General features: G+C 62.8%; 25 protein-coding genes. All 25 read left to right on the top strand.

What is annotated here, in order from left to right:
- The first annotated feature begins 19 nt into the window (after positions 1-19).
- The 25 genes from tuf (at position 20) to IVB29_RS11495 (ending at position 14,480) form a co-directional block, all read left to right on the top strand.
- Positions 20-1,210, top strand: coding sequence for an elongation factor Tu (gene tuf, locus IVB29_RS11615; RefSeq protein WP_092034890.1), 1,191 nt, complete (start codon positions 20-22; stop codon positions 1,208-1,210).
- Between the two features lie 85 nt (positions 1,211-1,295).
- Positions 1,296-1,604 carry a 30S ribosomal protein S10 gene (gene rpsJ, locus IVB29_RS11610; RefSeq protein WP_002712302.1) on the top strand — a complete coding sequence of 103 codons (309 nt, stop codon included), beginning with the start codon at positions 1,296-1,298 and terminating at the stop codon, positions 1,602-1,604.
- 53 nt (positions 1,605-1,657) lie between these two features.
- Entirely contained in the window at positions 1,658-2,371 is a 714-nt protein-coding gene (gene rplC, locus IVB29_RS11605) for a 50S ribosomal protein L3 (RefSeq protein ID WP_247503499.1), read from the top strand.
- 1 nt (position 2,372) lies between these two features.
- The gene (gene rplD, locus IVB29_RS11600; RefSeq protein WP_247503498.1) at positions 2,373-2,993 is read left to right on the top strand and encodes a 50S ribosomal protein L4; all 621 of its coding nucleotides are present in this window, start codon (positions 2,373-2,375) and stop codon (positions 2,991-2,993) included.
- On the top strand, positions 2,990-3,292 hold the full coding sequence (locus IVB29_RS11595; protein ID WP_007603019.1) for a 50S ribosomal protein L23: 303 nt from the start codon (positions 2,990-2,992) through the stop codon (positions 3,290-3,292). The genes rplD and IVB29_RS11595 overlap by 4 nt, the downstream gene beginning before the upstream one ends.
- Before the next feature lie 12 nt (positions 3,293-3,304).
- Positions 3,305-4,138: a 50S ribosomal protein L2 gene (gene rplB, locus IVB29_RS11590; protein ID WP_247503497.1), complete on the top strand. Its 834-nt coding sequence runs from the start codon at positions 3,305-3,307 to the stop codon at positions 4,136-4,138.
- 12 nt (positions 4,139-4,150) lie between these two features.
- Positions 4,151-4,429, top strand: coding sequence for a 30S ribosomal protein S19 (gene rpsS, locus IVB29_RS11585; protein WP_074116739.1), 279 nt, complete (start codon positions 4,151-4,153; stop codon positions 4,427-4,429).
- Positions 4,430-4,432: 3 nt separating this feature from the next.
- On the top strand, positions 4,433-4,819 hold the full coding sequence (gene rplV, locus IVB29_RS11580; RefSeq protein WP_092034894.1) for a 50S ribosomal protein L22: 387 nt from the start codon (positions 4,433-4,435) through the stop codon (positions 4,817-4,819).
- 18 nt (positions 4,820-4,837) lie between these two features.
- Positions 4,838-5,563 (top strand): 30S ribosomal protein S3, encoded by a 726-nt coding sequence (gene rpsC, locus IVB29_RS11575; protein ID WP_247503496.1) that lies wholly within the window; start codon positions 4,838-4,840, stop codon positions 5,561-5,563.
- A 31-nt stretch (positions 5,564-5,594) separates the two neighbouring features.
- Positions 5,595-6,008 carry a 50S ribosomal protein L16 gene (rplP, locus tag IVB29_RS11570; protein ID WP_092034896.1) on the top strand — a complete coding sequence of 138 codons (414 nt, stop codon included), beginning with the start codon at positions 5,595-5,597 and terminating at the stop codon, positions 6,006-6,008.
- A 5-nt stretch (positions 6,009-6,013) separates the two neighbouring features.
- A complete protein-coding gene (gene rpmC, locus IVB29_RS11565) occupies positions 6,014-6,217 on the top strand; it encodes a 50S ribosomal protein L29 (protein WP_092034947.1) in 204 nt (67 codons plus the stop codon).
- 13 nt (positions 6,218-6,230) lie between these two features.
- Entirely contained in the window at positions 6,231-6,479 is a 249-nt protein-coding gene (gene rpsQ, locus IVB29_RS11560; RefSeq protein WP_247503495.1) for a 30S ribosomal protein S17, read from the top strand.
- An 83-nt stretch (positions 6,480-6,562) separates the two neighbouring features.
- Positions 6,563-6,931 (top strand): 50S ribosomal protein L14, encoded by a 369-nt coding sequence (rplN, locus tag IVB29_RS11555; RefSeq protein ID WP_007603030.1) that lies wholly within the window; start codon positions 6,563-6,565, stop codon positions 6,929-6,931.
- Complete coding sequence (gene rplX, locus IVB29_RS11550; protein WP_247503494.1) at positions 6,931-7,245, top strand: 50S ribosomal protein L24; 315 nt, start codon at positions 6,931-6,933, stop codon at positions 7,243-7,245. Before rplN ends, rplX begins: the two co-directional genes overlap by 1 nt.
- Positions 7,238-7,795 carry a 50S ribosomal protein L5 gene (rplE, locus tag IVB29_RS11545; protein ID WP_092034899.1) on the top strand — a complete coding sequence of 186 codons (558 nt, stop codon included), beginning with the start codon at positions 7,238-7,240 and terminating at the stop codon, positions 7,793-7,795. Before rplX ends, rplE begins: the two co-directional genes overlap by 8 nt.
- Before the next feature lie 46 nt (positions 7,796-7,841).
- Complete coding sequence (gene rpsN, locus IVB29_RS11540; RefSeq protein WP_092034900.1) at positions 7,842-8,147, top strand: 30S ribosomal protein S14; 306 nt, start codon at positions 7,842-7,844, stop codon at positions 8,145-8,147.
- 14 nt (positions 8,148-8,161) lie between these two features.
- Complete coding sequence (gene rpsH / locus IVB29_RS11535) at positions 8,162-8,560, top strand: 30S ribosomal protein S8 (RefSeq protein ID WP_092034901.1); 399 nt, start codon at positions 8,162-8,164, stop codon at positions 8,558-8,560.
- A gap of 16 nt (positions 8,561-8,576) precedes the next feature.
- Positions 8,577-9,110, top strand: coding sequence for a 50S ribosomal protein L6 (rplF, locus tag IVB29_RS11530; protein ID WP_247503493.1), 534 nt, complete (start codon positions 8,577-8,579; stop codon positions 9,108-9,110).
- 11 nt (positions 9,111-9,121) lie between these two features.
- Positions 9,122-9,484, top strand: a complete 363-nt coding sequence (gene rplR / locus IVB29_RS11525; RefSeq protein ID WP_092034903.1) for a 50S ribosomal protein L18 — start codon at positions 9,122-9,124, stop codon at positions 9,482-9,484.
- 44 nt (positions 9,485-9,528) lie between these two features.
- Positions 9,529-10,122 (top strand): 30S ribosomal protein S5, encoded by a 594-nt coding sequence (gene rpsE, locus IVB29_RS11520; protein ID WP_092034904.1) that lies wholly within the window; start codon positions 9,529-9,531, stop codon positions 10,120-10,122.
- Between the two features lie 25 nt (positions 10,123-10,147).
- Positions 10,148-10,342, top strand: coding sequence for a 50S ribosomal protein L30 (gene rpmD / locus IVB29_RS11515; protein ID WP_092034948.1), 195 nt, complete (start codon positions 10,148-10,150; stop codon positions 10,340-10,342).
- A 75-nt stretch (positions 10,343-10,417) separates the two neighbouring features.
- Positions 10,418-10,903, top strand: a complete 486-nt coding sequence (gene rplO, locus IVB29_RS11510) for a 50S ribosomal protein L15 (protein WP_007611602.1) — start codon at positions 10,418-10,420, stop codon at positions 10,901-10,903.
- Between the two features lie 149 nt (positions 10,904-11,052).
- A complete protein-coding gene (gene secY / locus IVB29_RS11505; RefSeq protein WP_247503492.1) occupies positions 11,053-12,384 on the top strand; it encodes a preprotein translocase subunit SecY in 1,332 nt (443 codons plus the stop codon).
- 9 nt (positions 12,385-12,393) lie between these two features.
- Positions 12,394-13,605 (top strand): preprotein translocase subunit SecY, encoded by a 1,212-nt coding sequence (locus tag IVB29_RS11500; RefSeq protein WP_247503491.1) that lies wholly within the window; start codon positions 12,394-12,396, stop codon positions 13,603-13,605.
- A complete protein-coding gene (locus IVB29_RS11495; RefSeq protein ID WP_247503490.1) occupies positions 13,602-14,480 on the top strand; it encodes an adenylate kinase in 879 nt (292 codons plus the stop codon). The genes IVB29_RS11500 and IVB29_RS11495 overlap by 4 nt, the downstream gene beginning before the upstream one ends.
- Positions 14,481-14,541: the final 61 nt, after the last annotated feature.

Below are 14,541 nucleotides of genomic sequence, written 5' to 3'. Positions count from 1 at the left end.
CGATTGAACGGAGAGTCAAATGGCCAAAGCAAAGTTTGAACGTAACAAGCCCCACTGCAACATCGGCACCATCGGTCACGTCGACCATGGCAAGACGTCGCTGACCGCAGCGATCACCAAGATCCTCGCCGAAACCGGTGGTGCGACGTTCACGGCGTACGACCAGATCGACAAGGCGCCGGAAGAGAAGGCGCGCGGCATCACCATCTCGACCGCTCACGTCGAGTACGAGACCAAGAACCGCCACTACGCCCACGTCGACTGCCCGGGCCATGCCGACTACGTGAAGAACATGATCACCGGCGCCGCTCAGATGGATGGCGGAATCCTGGTCGTGTCGGCTGCTGACGGCCCGATGCCGCAGACCCGCGAGCACATCCTGCTCGCCCGCCAGGTCGGCGTGCCCGCGCTGGTCGTGTTCCTCAACAAGTGCGACATGGTCGACGATCCGGAGCTGCTCGAACTGGTCGAGCTCGAAGTTCGCGAGCTGCTCTCGAAGTACGAATTCCCGGGCGACAAGATTCCGATCATCAAGGGTTCGGCGCTCGCCGCCCTCGAAGATTCCGACAAGAAGCTCGGCCACGACGCCATCCTCGAGCTGATGAAGGCCGTCGACGAGTACATTCCGCAGCCGGAGCGTCCGATCGACCAGCCCTTCCTGATGCCGGTTGAAGACGTGTTCTCGATCTCGGGCCGCGGCACCGTCGTCACCGGCCGTGTCGAGCGCGGCATCGTCAAGGTCGGCGAGGAAATCGAGATCGTCGGTCTCCGTGCCACCCAGAAGACGACCGTCACCGGCGTCGAAATGTTCCGCAAGCTGCTCGATCAGGGTCAGGCCGGCGACAACATCGGTGCGCTGCTCCGCGGCACCAAGCGCGAGGACGTCGAGCGCGGCCAGGTTCTGGCCAAGCCGGGTTCGGTCAAGCCGCACACCAAGTTCAAGGCTGAGGCCTACATCCTCACCAAGGAAGAGGGCGGCCGCCACACCCCGTTCTTCACCAACTACCGTCCGCAGTTCTACTTCCGCACCACCGACGTGACCGGTGTCGTGCATCTGCCGGAAGGTACCGAGATGGTGATGCCGGGCGACAACATCGCGATGGAAGTGCACCTGATCGTGCCGATCGCGATGGAAGAGAAGCTCCGCTTCGCGATCCGCGAAGGTGGCCGCACCGTCGGCGCCGGCGTCGTCGCCTCGATCATCGAGTAACAAGCGAATAGGGAATGGCGAGTAGCGAGTGGACTAGAAACCATTCGCTATTCGCTACTCGCCACCCACCAAGAAAGACACGGCAATGAACGGCCAAAACATTCGTATCCGTCTCAAGGCGTTCGACCATCGTATCCTCGATACGTCGACCCGCGAGATCGTGAACACGGCGAAGCGCACCGGTGCGCAGGTTCGCGGACCCATTCCGCTGCCCACCCGCATCGAGAAGTTCACCGTCAACCGTTCGCCGCACGTCGACAAGAAGAGCCGCGAGCAGTTCGAGATGCGCACTCACAAGCGCCTGCTCGACATCGTCGATCCGACCCCGCAGACCGTCGATGCTTTGATGAAGCTCGATTTGGCCGCCGGTGTCGACGTCGAGATCAAGCTCTAAGATTTTTGGATCACGTTCGCGACTTGCGGACAGAAAGAACAGGAAGCACGCCGATGCGCTCCGGAGTGATCGCACAAAAGGTCGGGATGACGCGGGTCTTTACAGAGGCCGGCGAACATATCCCCGTGACCGTGCTGAAGCTCGGCAATTGCCAGGTCTTAGGCCACCGCACTGAAGAGAAGAATGGTTACGTCGCGCTCCAGCTTGGTTCTGGCAGCCGCAAGACCGTTTACATGCCCAAGGCGGAGCGCGGCCAGTTCGCGGTCGCCAAGGTCGAGCCGAAGCGGCAGGTCGAGGAATTCCGCGTCTCCGCGGATGCCATGATCCCGGTTGGCGCCGAGATCTTGGCCGACCACTTCGTCGTCGGCCAGTTCGTCGACGTCACCGGCACCTCGGTCGGTAAGGGCTTTGCCGGCGGCATGAAGCGCTGGAACTTCGGCGGTCTGCGCGCCACCCACGGTGTGTCGGTATCGCATCGTTCGATCGGTTCGACCGGTGGCCGTCAGGACCCCGGCAAGACCTGGAAGAACAAGAAGATGCCCGGCCACATGGGTGTCGACCGCATCACCACGCTCAACCTCCGCGTCGTTCAGCTCGATGTCGAGCGCGGGCTGATCCTCGTCGAAGGCGCCGTTCCCGGCTCCAAGGGCGGCTGGATTCGTGTGCGCGACGCGGTCAAGAAGCCGCTGCCGAAGGAAGCTCCGAAGCCCGGCAAGTTCAAGGTTGCTGGCGAAGCGGACGCTGCTCCGGCTGCGCAGGAGGCGTGAGATGGAATTGAAGGTCACCACCCTCGAAGGTAAGGAAGCCGGCTCCGTCCAGCTCTCCGACACCATTTTCGGTCTCGAGCCGCGCCAGGACATCATTGCACGTTGCGTGCAGTGGCAGCTCAACAAGCGCCAGGCCGGTACCCACAAGGCCAAGGGCCGCGCCGAGATCTGGCGCACCGGCAAGAAGATGTACAAGCAGAAGGGCACCGGCGGTGCTCGTCACGGCTCGGCCCGCGTGCCGCAGTTCCGTGGCGGCGGTCGTGCCTTCGGTCCGGTGGTGCGTTCGCACGAAACCGGCCTGCCGAAGAAGGTCCGCGCGCTTGCTCTCAAGCATGCGCTGTCGGCCAAGGCTAAGGACGGCGATCTCATCGTGATCGACAAGGCCGCGCTGGAAGCCGCCAAGACCAAGGCGCTGCTCGGTCACTTCTCGGGCCTCGGCTTGACCAACGCGCTGATCATCGATGGTGCCGAGCTCAACAACGGCTTTGCCGCTGCTGCCCGCAACATCCCGAACATGGACGTGCTGCCGATCCAGGGCATCAACGTCTATGACATCCTGCGCCGTCGGAAGCTTGTTCTGACCAAGGCCGCCATCGATGCGCTGGAGGCGCGCTTCAAATGACGAAGAACATCGAGCCTCGCCACTACGACGTGATCCTGTCGCCGGTCGTGACCGAAAAGGCCACGATCGCCTCGGAGCACAACAAGGTGCTGTTCAAGGTGGCCGCGAAGGCGACCAAGCCGCAGATCAAGGAAGCGATCGAGAAGCTGTTCGACGTCAAGGTCAAGAGCGTCAACACGCTGGTCCGCAAGGGCAAGACCAAGATCTTCCGCGGCAATCTCGGCTCGCAGTCGAACTCCAAGCGCGCGATCGTGACTCTCGAAGAGGGTCACCGGATCGACGTGACCACCGGTCTGTAAGGTCGTACGACGATGGCACTGAAGACATTCAATCCTACGACGCCGGGCCAGCGCCAGCTGGTCATGGTCGATCGTTCGGCGCTCTACAAGGGCAAGCCGGTCAAGGCGCTCACCGAAGGCAAGCATTCCTCGGGCGGTCGCAACAACACCGGTCGCATCACCGTGCGGTTCCGTGGCGGTGGTCACAAGCGGACGCTGCGCACCGTCGATTTCAAGCGTGAGAAGATCGACGTTCCCGCGACCGTCGAGCGGCTGGAATACGATCCGAACCGCAGCGGCTTCATCGCGCTGATCAAGTATCAGGACGGCGAGCAGGCCTACATCCTGGCGCCGCAGCGCCTGGCCGTGGGTGACACCATCGTCGCCGGCAACTACGTCGACGTGAAGCCGGGCAACGTCATGCCGCTCGGCAACATGCCGGTCGGCACGATCATCCACAACATCGAGCTCAAGATCGGGAAGGGCGGCCAGCTCGCCCGTTCCGCGGGTACCTATGCCCAGCTCGTCGGTCGCGACCAGGACTACGTGATCATCCGCCTGAATTCGGGCGAGCAGCGCCTGGTGCACGGCCGTTGCCGTGGCACGATCGGCGCGGTGTCGAACCCGGATCACATGAACACCTCGATCGGCAAGGCCGGCCGCAATCGCTGGCTGGGCCGCAAGCCGCACAACCGCGGCGTTTCGATGAACCCGATCGACCATCCGCACGGCGGTGGTGAAGGTCGGACCTCGGGCGGTCGCCACCCGGTCACTCCGTGGGGCAAGCCGACCAAGGGCAAGAAGACCCGCTCCAACAAGTCGACCAACAAATTCATTCTCCTAAGCCGCCACAAGCGGAAGAAGTAAGGAACGCCGGACATGGTTCGTTCAGTCTGGAAAGGCCCGTTCGTCGAGGGTTCTCTGCTCAAGAAGGCAGATGCCGCGCGTGCGTCCGGCCGTCACGACGTCATCAAGATCTGGAGCCGTCGCTCGACGATCCTGCCGCAGTTCGTCGGCCTGACCTTCGGTGTTTACAACGGTCAGAAGCACGTGCCGGTGGCCGTCAACGAGGAAATGGTCGGTCACAAGTTCGGCGAGTTCTCGCCGACCCGTACCTTCCATGGCCACTCCGGCGACAAGAAAGCCAAGAGGGCTTAAACGATGAGCAAACCTAAGCGCGAACGGAGCCTCGCCGAGAACGAGGCCAAGGCGGTCGCCCGGATGCTTCGGGTGAGCCCGCAGAAGCTCAACCTGGTCGCCCAGCTCATTCGCGGCCGGAAGGCGGCTTCTGCGCTCGCCGACCTGCAGTTTTCGCGCAAGCGGATCGCGGTTGACGTGAAGAAGTGCCTGGAATCGGCTATCGCAAACGCCGAGAACAACCACGACCTCGACGTCGATGATCTCGTCGTGGCGCAGGCCTTCGTCGGCAACGGCCTCGTGATGAAGCGCTTTGCCGCCCGCGGCCGTGGCCGCTCGGGCCGTGTCTACAAACCATTTTCGCAGCTGACGATCATCGTTCGTCAGGTCGAAGCCGAAGCAGCGGCTTAAGGGACGCAGGAGCACACGATGGGTCAAAAGATCAATCCGATCGGTCTGCGTCTTGGCATCAACCGGACCTGGGATTCCCGCTGGTTCGCCGGCAAGCAGGAATACGGCAAGCTGCTGCATGAGGACGTCAAGATCCGCGAGATCCTGCATAAGGAGCTCAAGCAGGCGGCCGTCGCCCGCATCATCATCGAGCGTCCGCACAAGAAGTGCCGCGTCACCATCCACTCGGCTCGTCCGGGCGTGGTGATTGGCAAGAAGGGCGCCGACATCGACAAGTTGCGCAAGAAGGTCGCGGACATCACTTCGTCCGACGTCGTCATCAACATCGTCGAGATCCGCAAGCCGGAGCTCGATTCGACGCTGGTGGCCGAATCGATCGCGCAGCAGCTCGAGCGCCGCGTGGCGTTCCGCCGCGCCATGAAGCGCGCCGTGCAGTCGGCGATGCGTCTCGGCGCGGAAGGCATCCGCATCAACTGCTCGGGTCGTCTGGGCGGTGCGGAAATCGCGCGCATGGAGTGGTATCGCGAAGGTCGCGTGCCGCTGCACACGCTGCGCGCCGACATCGACTACGGCGTTGCGACCGCGTTCACGACTTTCGGCACCTGCGGCGTCAAGGTCTGGATCTTCAAGGGCGAGATCCTCGAGCACGATCCGATGGCCCAGGACAAGAGAATGGCCGAAGGCGAGACCGGTGGCGGTGGCAGTGGTGATCGTGGCGGCCGTCAGCGCCGCGACGCGGCCTGAGCCAGTACAGAGAATTTGAGGGCTTGAAGCCATGATGCAACCTAAGAAAACGAAGTTCCGGAAGGCGCATAAGGGCCGTATCCACGGCGTTGCGTCTTCGGGCGCGACGTTGGCCTTCGGTCAGTTCGGCCTGAAGGCGGCCGAGCCTGATCGCGTCACCGCGCGCCAGATCGAGGCCGCTCGCCGCGCGCTGACCCGCCACATGAAGCGTGCCGGTCGTGTCTGGATCCGCGTGTTCCCCGACGTTCCGGTGTCGAAGAAGCCCGCGGAAGTCCGCATGGGCTCCGGCAAGGGTGCGCCGGAACTGTGGGTCGCGCGCGTCAAGCCGGGTCGGGTGATTTTCGAGATCGACGGTGTCACGGTGCAGACCGCGAAGGAAGCGCTGACGCTCGCGGCCGCCAAGCTGCCGATCAAGACGCGCTTCGTCGAGCGCATTGCGGAGTAATGGCCATGGCACAGATGAAGATTGAAGACATCCGCGCGTTGAGCCCCGATCAGCAGGATGACGCCATCCTGAACCTGAAGAAGGAGCGCTTCAACCTGCGCTTCCAGCGCGCCACCGGGCAGCTCGAGAACACCTCGCGCCTGCGCGAGGCTCGCCGTGACATCGCCCGGATCAAGACCGTCGCCGCGCAAAAGCGCGCGAAGAAGTAAGAGGCTTACGAAGATGCCGAAACGTACTTTGCAGGGCCTGGTCGTCAGCGACAAGCAAGCCAAGACCGTTGTGGTGCGCGTTGATCGCCGCTTCACGCACCCGATCTACAAGAAGACGATCCGCCGTTCTAAGAACTACCACGCGCACGACGAGAGCAACGAGTTCAAGCCGGGCGACATGGTGTGGATCGAGGAATCGAAGCCGATTTCGAAGTTGAAGCGCTGGGTCGTGATCCGGGGCGAACACAAGAAAAGCGCCTGATCTGTCGGCTTTGGCCGACTGACTTCAGGGAAATGTTGAGCGCCGGCTGGGCTGGCGCATAGAGAAGAGGACGAGGTGCATCAATGATTCAGATGCAGACCAACCTCGACGTGGCCGATAATTCTGGCGCACGCCGTGTCATGTGTATCAAGGTGCTCGGGGGCTCCAAGCGCCGCTACGCCACGATCGGCGACATCATCGTCGTCTCGATCAAGGAAGCGATTCCGCGTGGCAAGGTGAAGAAGGGTGACGTGATGAAGGCCGTCGTGGTGCGCGTCCGCAAGGACATCCGCCGCGCCGACGGTTCGGTCATCCGCTTCGACCGCAACGCCGCCGTTCTGATCAACAACCAGTCCGAGCCGGTCGGCACCCGTATCTTCGGGCCCGTGCCGCGCGAGTTGCGCGCGAAGAACCATATGAAGATCATCTCGCTCGCGCCGGAGGTGCTGTAATGGCTGCCAAGATCCGCAAGGGCGACAAGGTCGTCGTGCTGACCGGCCGCGACAAGGGTCGCTCCGGCGAGGTGTTCGAGGTACGTCCCGACGCCGGCACGGCGCTCGTGCGCGGCATCAACATGGTCAAGCGTCACCAGAAGCAGACGCAGGCCCAGGAGGGCGGCATCATCTCGAAGGAGTCGCCGATCCAACTGTCCAACATCGCGTATGTCGGCAAGGATGGAAAGCCGACCCGCGTCGGATTCAAGATTCTGGCGGACGGCAAGAAGGTCCGCATCGCCAAGAGCTCGGGAGCTGAGATCGATGGCTGAGGCCGCTTACACGCCGCGCCTGCGCGCGGAATACGACGCGAAGATCCGGACGGAAATGACCGAGAAGTTCGGTTATGAGAACGTCATGCAGGTTCCGCGGCTGGACAAGATCGTGCTGAACATGGGCGTTGGCGACAGCGTCAACGACCGCAAGAAGGCCGAGAACGCCGCCGCTGAATTGACCCAGATCGCCGGCCAGAAGGCGATCGTGACCTATTCGCGCGTCGCGATCGCGACCTTCAAGCTGCGTGAGAACCAGCCGATCGGCTGCAAGGTCACGCTACGCAAGGCCCGCATGTACGAGTTCATCGATCGCCTGGTGACGGTCGCGCTGCCGCGCGTCCGCGACTTCCGCGGCCTGAACCCGAAGAGCTTCGATGGTCGCGGCAACTACTCGCTCGGCATCAAGGAGCACATCATTTTCCCCGAGATCGACTTCGACAAGGTCACGGATACCCGCGGTATGGACATCACCGTCTGCACCACGGCCAAGACCGACGACGAGGCGCGGGCCCTGTTGACCGCTTTCAATTTCCCGTTCCGGCAGTGAGACGCTGACCTAAAGCCTCTCAAACGCGGATACCCAGGAGCCAAGCATGGCAAAGAAGAGTTCAGTCGAGAAGAACAACCGGCGCAAGCGGATGGCGAAGAACGCCGCCCCGAAGCGCGCGCGGTTGAAGGCGATCATCGCCGACAAGACGCTGCCGATGGAGGAGCGGTTCGCCGCGACCCTGAAGCTTGCGGAAATGCCGCGTAATTCGTCGGCCACCCGCATCCGTCTGCGTTGCGAGCTGTCGGGCCGTTCGCGCTCGAACTATCGCTTGACCAAACTGTCCCGCATCGCGATGCGCGACCTTGGCTCCAAGGGCATGGTCCCGGGCCTCGTGAAGTCCAGCTGGTAAGGAGGGTCGTTTAGATGTCTACGCACGATCCAATCAGCGATCTGATCACCCGTATCCGCAATGCGCAGATGCGCGCCAAGAGCAAGGTCTCCACGCCTGGTTCGAAGATGCGCGAGAACGTGCTCGAGGTCCTGAAGACCGAGGGCTACATCCGCGGTTACGCCACGCTCGAGCATTCCTCGGGCCGCAGCGAGATCGAGATCGAGCTGAAGTATTTCGACGGCGAGCCCGTCATCCGCGAGATCGAACGAGTCTCCAAGCCCGGGCGTCGTGTCTATGCCTCGGTGAAGGCTCTGCCGCGGGTCAACAACGGGCTCGGCATTTCGGTGTTGTCGACGCCGAAGGGGATCATGGCCGACCACAGCGCGCGCGAAGCGAATGTGGGCGGCGAAGTCCTCTTCACCGTGTTCTGAGAAGGATTTTTGATCCATGTCACGTGTTGGCAAAAGGCCTGTGGCGGTTCCGTCCGGTGTGACCGCGACCGTCGATGGGCAGACCGTCAAGATGAAGGGCCCGAAGGGCCAGCTTCAGTTCGTCGTTCATAACGACGTCGAAGTGAAGCTCGAGAGCGGCCAGGTCAAGGTGAACCCGCGGGTCGAGACCAATCGCGCGCGGGCGCTGTATGGTACCGCTCGCGCCCAGGTCGCGAATCTGGTCGAAGGCGTCACCAAGGGCTTCGAGAAGAAGCTCGAAATCACCGGCGTCGGTTACCGCGCCGCGTTGCAGGGCAAGAACCTGCAGCTCGCGCTCGGCTACAGCCACGACGTGGTCTATGCGATCCCGGAAGGGATCACGATCACCGTGCCGAAGCCGACTGAGATCACGGTGACCGGCAGCGACATCCAGCGTGTCGGCCAGGTCGCCGCCGAGATTCGCTCCTATCGTCCGCCGGAGCCCTACAAGGGCAAGGGCGTGAAGTATGTTGGCGAGTTTATCTTCCGCAAGGAAGGCAAGAAGAAGTAACGGAGCCGGTCATGTCGAAAGCCAAGATTACGAATGCCCGGCGCAAGCGGAGTGTGCGGCTGAAGCTGCGTCGCTCCGGTGCCGGCCGTCCGCGTCTGTCTGTGTTCCGCTCGTCGAAGCACATCTACGCCCAGGTCATCGACGACCTGAAGGGCGAGACGCTGGCCTCTGCCTCCTCGCTCGAGAAGTCGATGCGCGACGGCGGCAAGACCGGCGCCGACATCGATGCGGCGAAGGCGGTCGGCAAGCTGCTGGCCGAGCGCGCCGCCGAGAAGGGCGTCAAGGAAGTCGTGTTCGATCGCGGCAGCTACCTCTACCACGGGCGCGTCAAGGCTCTTGCCGACGCGGCGCGTGAGAGCGGGCTGAGCTTCTAACAGAATTTGAAGGTTGAGGCGTAAGCCTCTGAAGGATTGGAAAAATGGCAGAACGCGAACAACGTGGTGGACGCGATCAACGCGGCGGCGGACGTGACCGCCAGCAGCGCGAGGAGCGCGATAGCGAGTTCGTCGACAAGCTCGTCCACATCAACCGCGTGGCCAAGGTCGTCAAGGGCGGCAAGCGCTTCGGTTTCGCAGCACTGGTCGTGATCGGCGACCAGAAGGGCCGCGCCGGCTTCGGTCACGGCAAGGCGCGCGAAGTTCCTGAGGCGATCCGCAAGGCAACCGAGTCCGCCAAGCGCAATTTGACCCGCGTGTCGCTGCGCGAGGGCCGCACGCTGCATCACGACATCGCCGGCCGTCATGGCGCGGGTCGTGTTTACCTGCGTGCAGCTCCGGCTGGTACCGGCATCATCGCCGGCGGCCCGATGCGCGCCGTGTTCGAGACGCTCGGCGTCCAGGACGTGGTCGCAAAGTCGATCGGCTCGTCGAACCCCTACAACATGGTTCGCGCAACCTTCGACGCGCTGAAGCATCAGGATTCGCCGCGTTCGGTCGCTGCCCGCCGCAACATCAAGGTGTCCACCCTCCAGTCGCGCCGTATCGGTGGCGACGCCGAGGCGGCTGCCGAGTAACGGAAGCTTTTCGGAGTAGACCATGATGGCCAAGGCCGCAAAGACGATCAAGCTCGAGCAGACCGGCAGCGCGATCCGCCGCCATCACTCGCAGCGCTCGACGCTGATCGGGCTCAAGCTCAACAAGATCGGCCGTATCAGCGAACTGCCGGACACCCCGGCAGTCCGCGGCATGATCTTGAAGGTTCACCATCTCGTTCGCATCGTCGACGAGAAGTAAGCAAAGGCGCACGACCCCGGAAAGCGGGAACCCGTTTTCGGTGAAGGTCATGCGCAAGAAACAAGGAGCAGGGCGATGAAGCTCAGCGATATCGCCGACAACGCCGGCTCGCGCAAGAAGCGTATGCGTGTCGGCCGCGGCATTGGTTCGGGCAAGGGCAAGCAGGCAGGCCGCGGTGGCAAGGGCCAGACCGCGCGTTCGGGCGTGCGCATCAAGGGTTTCGAAGGCGGTCAGATGCCGTTGCATCGCCGTCTGCCGAAGCGCGGCTTCAACAACATCTTCCGCATCGAGTTCGCCGAGATCAATCTCGACCGGCTCCAGGACGCGGTCGATGCCAAGAAGATCGACGCCGGCAGCGTCGTGAACGTCGAATCCCTGGTCAAGGCTGGCGTGCTGCGCCGCGCCAAGGGCGGCCTGCGGCTGCTCGGTCGCGGCGAGTTCAAGGCCAAGCTTAACATCGAAGTCCACGGTGCCTCGAAGACCGCGATCGCGGCAGTCGAGAAGGCCGGCGGTTCGGTGAAGATCCTCGCCCCTGCCAAGGAAGAAGGCGAGGCGGCGTAACAACTGCGTCATTGGCCCGCGGCTCGCGGGCCTTTACGCACGAGGGACGTGGACTTATCGAAGCCGTAGCCCCAGATAATGTCCGGCGTCCGCTAGAGTAGCCCGGCCGCGGGCATGACAGCGCAATAGGCGGCGGGAGAAAGTCCAAGATGGCCTCTGCAGCGGAACAACTGGCAGCCAACCTCAATTTCGGCGCGTTTGCCAAGGCTGACGAACTGAAGAAGCGCATCTGGTTCACCCTGGGTGCGCTGCTGGTTTATCGGCTCGGGACCTACATCCCGCTGCCCGGCATCGATCCCAACATCTGGGAGCAGGTGTTCCGCTCCCAGGCGGGCGGCATCCTCGGCATGTTCAACATGTTTGCCGGCGGCGGCATCCACCGCATGGCGATCTTCGCGCTGAACATCATGCCGTACATCTCGGCCTCGATCATCATCCAGCTCCTCACCACCGTCTCGCCGCAACTCGAGGCGCTGAAAAAGGAGGGTGAGTCCGGCCGCAAGCTGCTGAACCAGTACACCCGCTATCTCACGGTCATCCTGGCCGCGTTCCAGTCCTACGGCATCGCGGTGGGCCTCGAGGGCGCAGGCAACGTCGTCAGCGACCCCGGCATGTTCTTCCGCCTGTCCACGGCGATCACGCTGACCGGCGGCACCATGTTCCTGATGTGGCTGGGCGAGCAGATCACCTCGCGCGGCATCGGCAACGGCATCTCGCTGATCATTCTCTCCGGCATCGTCGCCGAGCTGCCCGCAGCGCTCGCCAACATGCTCGAGCTCGGCCGTCAGGGCGCGATGTCGACCGGCCTGATCCTGGTCGTCATCATCATGGCGGTCGCCGTGATCGCCTTCATCGTGTTCATGGAGCGCGCCCAGCGCCGGCTGCTGATCCAGTATCCGAAGCGCCAGGTCGGCAACAAGATGTTCGAGGGCCAGTCCTCGCATCTGCCGCTCAAGCTCAACACCTCGGGCGTGATCCCGCCGATCTTCGCATCCTCGCTGTTGCTGCTGCCGACCACGGTTGCGAACTTCAACGCGGGCCGTGGGCCGGAATGGTTCCAGTGGATCACGACCCAGCTCGGCCACGGCCGCCCGCTGTTCCTGATCATGTATCTCGCGCTGATCGTGTTCTTCGCGTTCTTCTACACCGCGATCGTGTTCAACCCGACCGAGACCGCGGACAATCTGAAGAAGCACGGCGGCTTCATCCCTGGCATCCGTCCGGGCGAACGTACCGCGGAATATATCGACTACGTGCTGTCGCGCATCACCGTGCTCGGGGCGATCTATCTGGCGATCGTCTGCTTGATCCCGGAGATCCTGATCTCCTACGCCTCGGTGCCGTTCTACTTCGGCGGCACGTCGCTGCTGATCGTCGTCAGCGTCACCATGGACACGGTGGCGCAGGTGCAGGGCTATCTGCTGGCCCATCAGTACGAAGGCCTGATCCGCAAGTCGAAGCTGCGCGGCCGTCGCAGATAAGCAGACGAGATGAGCAGGGAGCTCGCGCGCCGGATCGCTTTCACGATTGGCGCGCTGCTCCTTTTCAGGCTTGGCACCCAGATCCCGATCGCGGGACTGGATGTTTCGAGCTTCTCGCCAAGGCCGGACTTGATAGCCCGGCTTTCGCCTTTTGCACTCGGCCTCATTCCCTATCTGACGGCGGCGATCCTCATCCGGCTGCTGTCCGTGGTGTGGCGCAGGCTGAATACGATCGAGCGGTCGGGCGAGGGCGGTCGGCGCAGGATCGCGCGTGCCACGCTCGGACTCACTTTGGTTCTTGCTTGCTTTCAGGCCTATGGCATCGCAACCGGACTGATGGGCATTGAGGGTCTTGTCAACAATCTCGACGGCTCGTTCGTGATAACGGCCACGGCCTCGATGGTCGGCGGCGTCTTCGTGCTGGTGTGGTTGAGCGAACAGATCACCCGCTACGGCATCGGCAATGGCTTGGCGCTGATCTTGAGTGTCGGCTTTCTCGTCTCCATTCCGCGCGATGTTGCCGGCATTTTGGAGCTCATGCGAACGGGCGCGGTCTCGAGCAATCTCGTGCTCGCCTATGCCGTGTTCTGGATCGTGACCGTCGCGGTGATCGTGCTTGTCGAAGGCGCGCGGCGAAATGTCCGGGTCGAGTTCGGCGCGCTCACTGTCGGCTCGCGGCAATTGTCGGCGCGCGCTGGCGTGCTGCCGATCAAGCTCAACAGCGCCGGATTCCTGATTCCGGTCACGGTGGCGCCGTGGATCTTCTTTCTGCCGCTCGCCTTTGCGGGCTTCATCCTGGGCGGCGATCACCCGCTGGTCGCTGCGGCGTATCGGCATCTCCAACTGGGGCAGCCGGCGCACATGATCCTCGTGTCGATCGCAGTGTTCGTGCTCGCCTTCGTCTACACGGCCTATGTCGTCGACCCCGAGCACACGGCCAAATCCCTGGTGCAGCGTGATGGCACAATTCCCGGTGTCGCACCGGGCGAGGCGACGGCCGACTATCTCGATCGCGTCGTGTCATTGACGACCGTCGTCGGAGCCGTCTACCTGACTGCGTTGCAGTTGATTCCGGAGGTCTTCGAGCTTTACGGCATCGATCTGCCTTATAGTATGATCGTCGATGGTGGTGCGGCGCTGGTTGTGGTTGGCACTGCTCTTGATATCAAAACACAGGTGCGCGACGTATCGCTCACCAATCCGGGGGGCGTACGCCGATGAGAATTATACTTCTGGGACCGCCGGGGTCGGGCAAGGGGACCCAGGCGCAGCTGCTGGTGCAGCGCTATGGCATCGTCCAGCTCTCGACTGGCGAGATGTTGCGTGCAGCCGTCGCGGCGGGAACGCCGGTCGGTCTGAAGGCCAAGGAGATCATGGCCGGCGGCGGCCTCGTCCCCGACGACGTCGTGGTGGGAATCATCTCCGACCGCATCGACCAGCCGGATGCGAAGAACGGTTTTATCCTCGACGGCTTTCCGCGCACCGTGCCGCAGGCCGAGGCGCTGGATGAGCTGCTCAAGCACAAGCATCTCAAGCTCGACGCCGTGATCGAGCTCCGCGTCAACGAGAGCGCGCTGCTGAGTCGTGTCGAGACCCGCGTCGCCCAGATGCGGGAGCGCGGGGAGGAGGTCCGGGTCGACGACACCCCGGAGGTCCTGACCAAGCGGTTAGCCAGCTACCGCAACCAGACGGAACCGCTGATTCACTACTATTCCGAGCGGCGTAAGCTCTCCACCATCGACGGCATGATGGCCATCGACGAGGTCACCCGGGCCATCCATCGTCAGTTGCTGGCGCTTGGGGCGATCGAACCCAAGAGCCACGCCCGCAGTGCAGCCAAGGCGGCACCCGCCAAGACGGGGACCAAAAAAGCCAAGCCAGCGAAGAAAACCGCCAAAAAGCCGGCGAAAGCAGCCAAAAAGGCCGCTAAATCGGTCAAAACCGCCAAAAAGGCCGCCAAGAAGACCGTGAAGGGCGCCAAGAAGACGCCCAAGAAAACGGCTAAAAAGGGTGTCAAAAAGGCCGCCAAGAAGGCTGTCAAAAAAGGTTCGAAGAAGGGACCAAAAAAGGTCACGAAAAAGCGAGCCAAGCGCTAGCAGCGGTTGACGAAAGCCCCTGGAATCCCCTAATAAGCCCCGCATCCAAGTCGGATAGTTT

The sequence above is a fragment of the Bradyrhizobium sp. 1 genome, assembly GCF_023073315.1.
Classification (GTDB): domain Bacteria; phylum Pseudomonadota; class Alphaproteobacteria; order Rhizobiales; family Xanthobacteraceae; genus Bradyrhizobium.
This window is presented reverse-complemented; position numbering and strand designations above follow the sequence as displayed.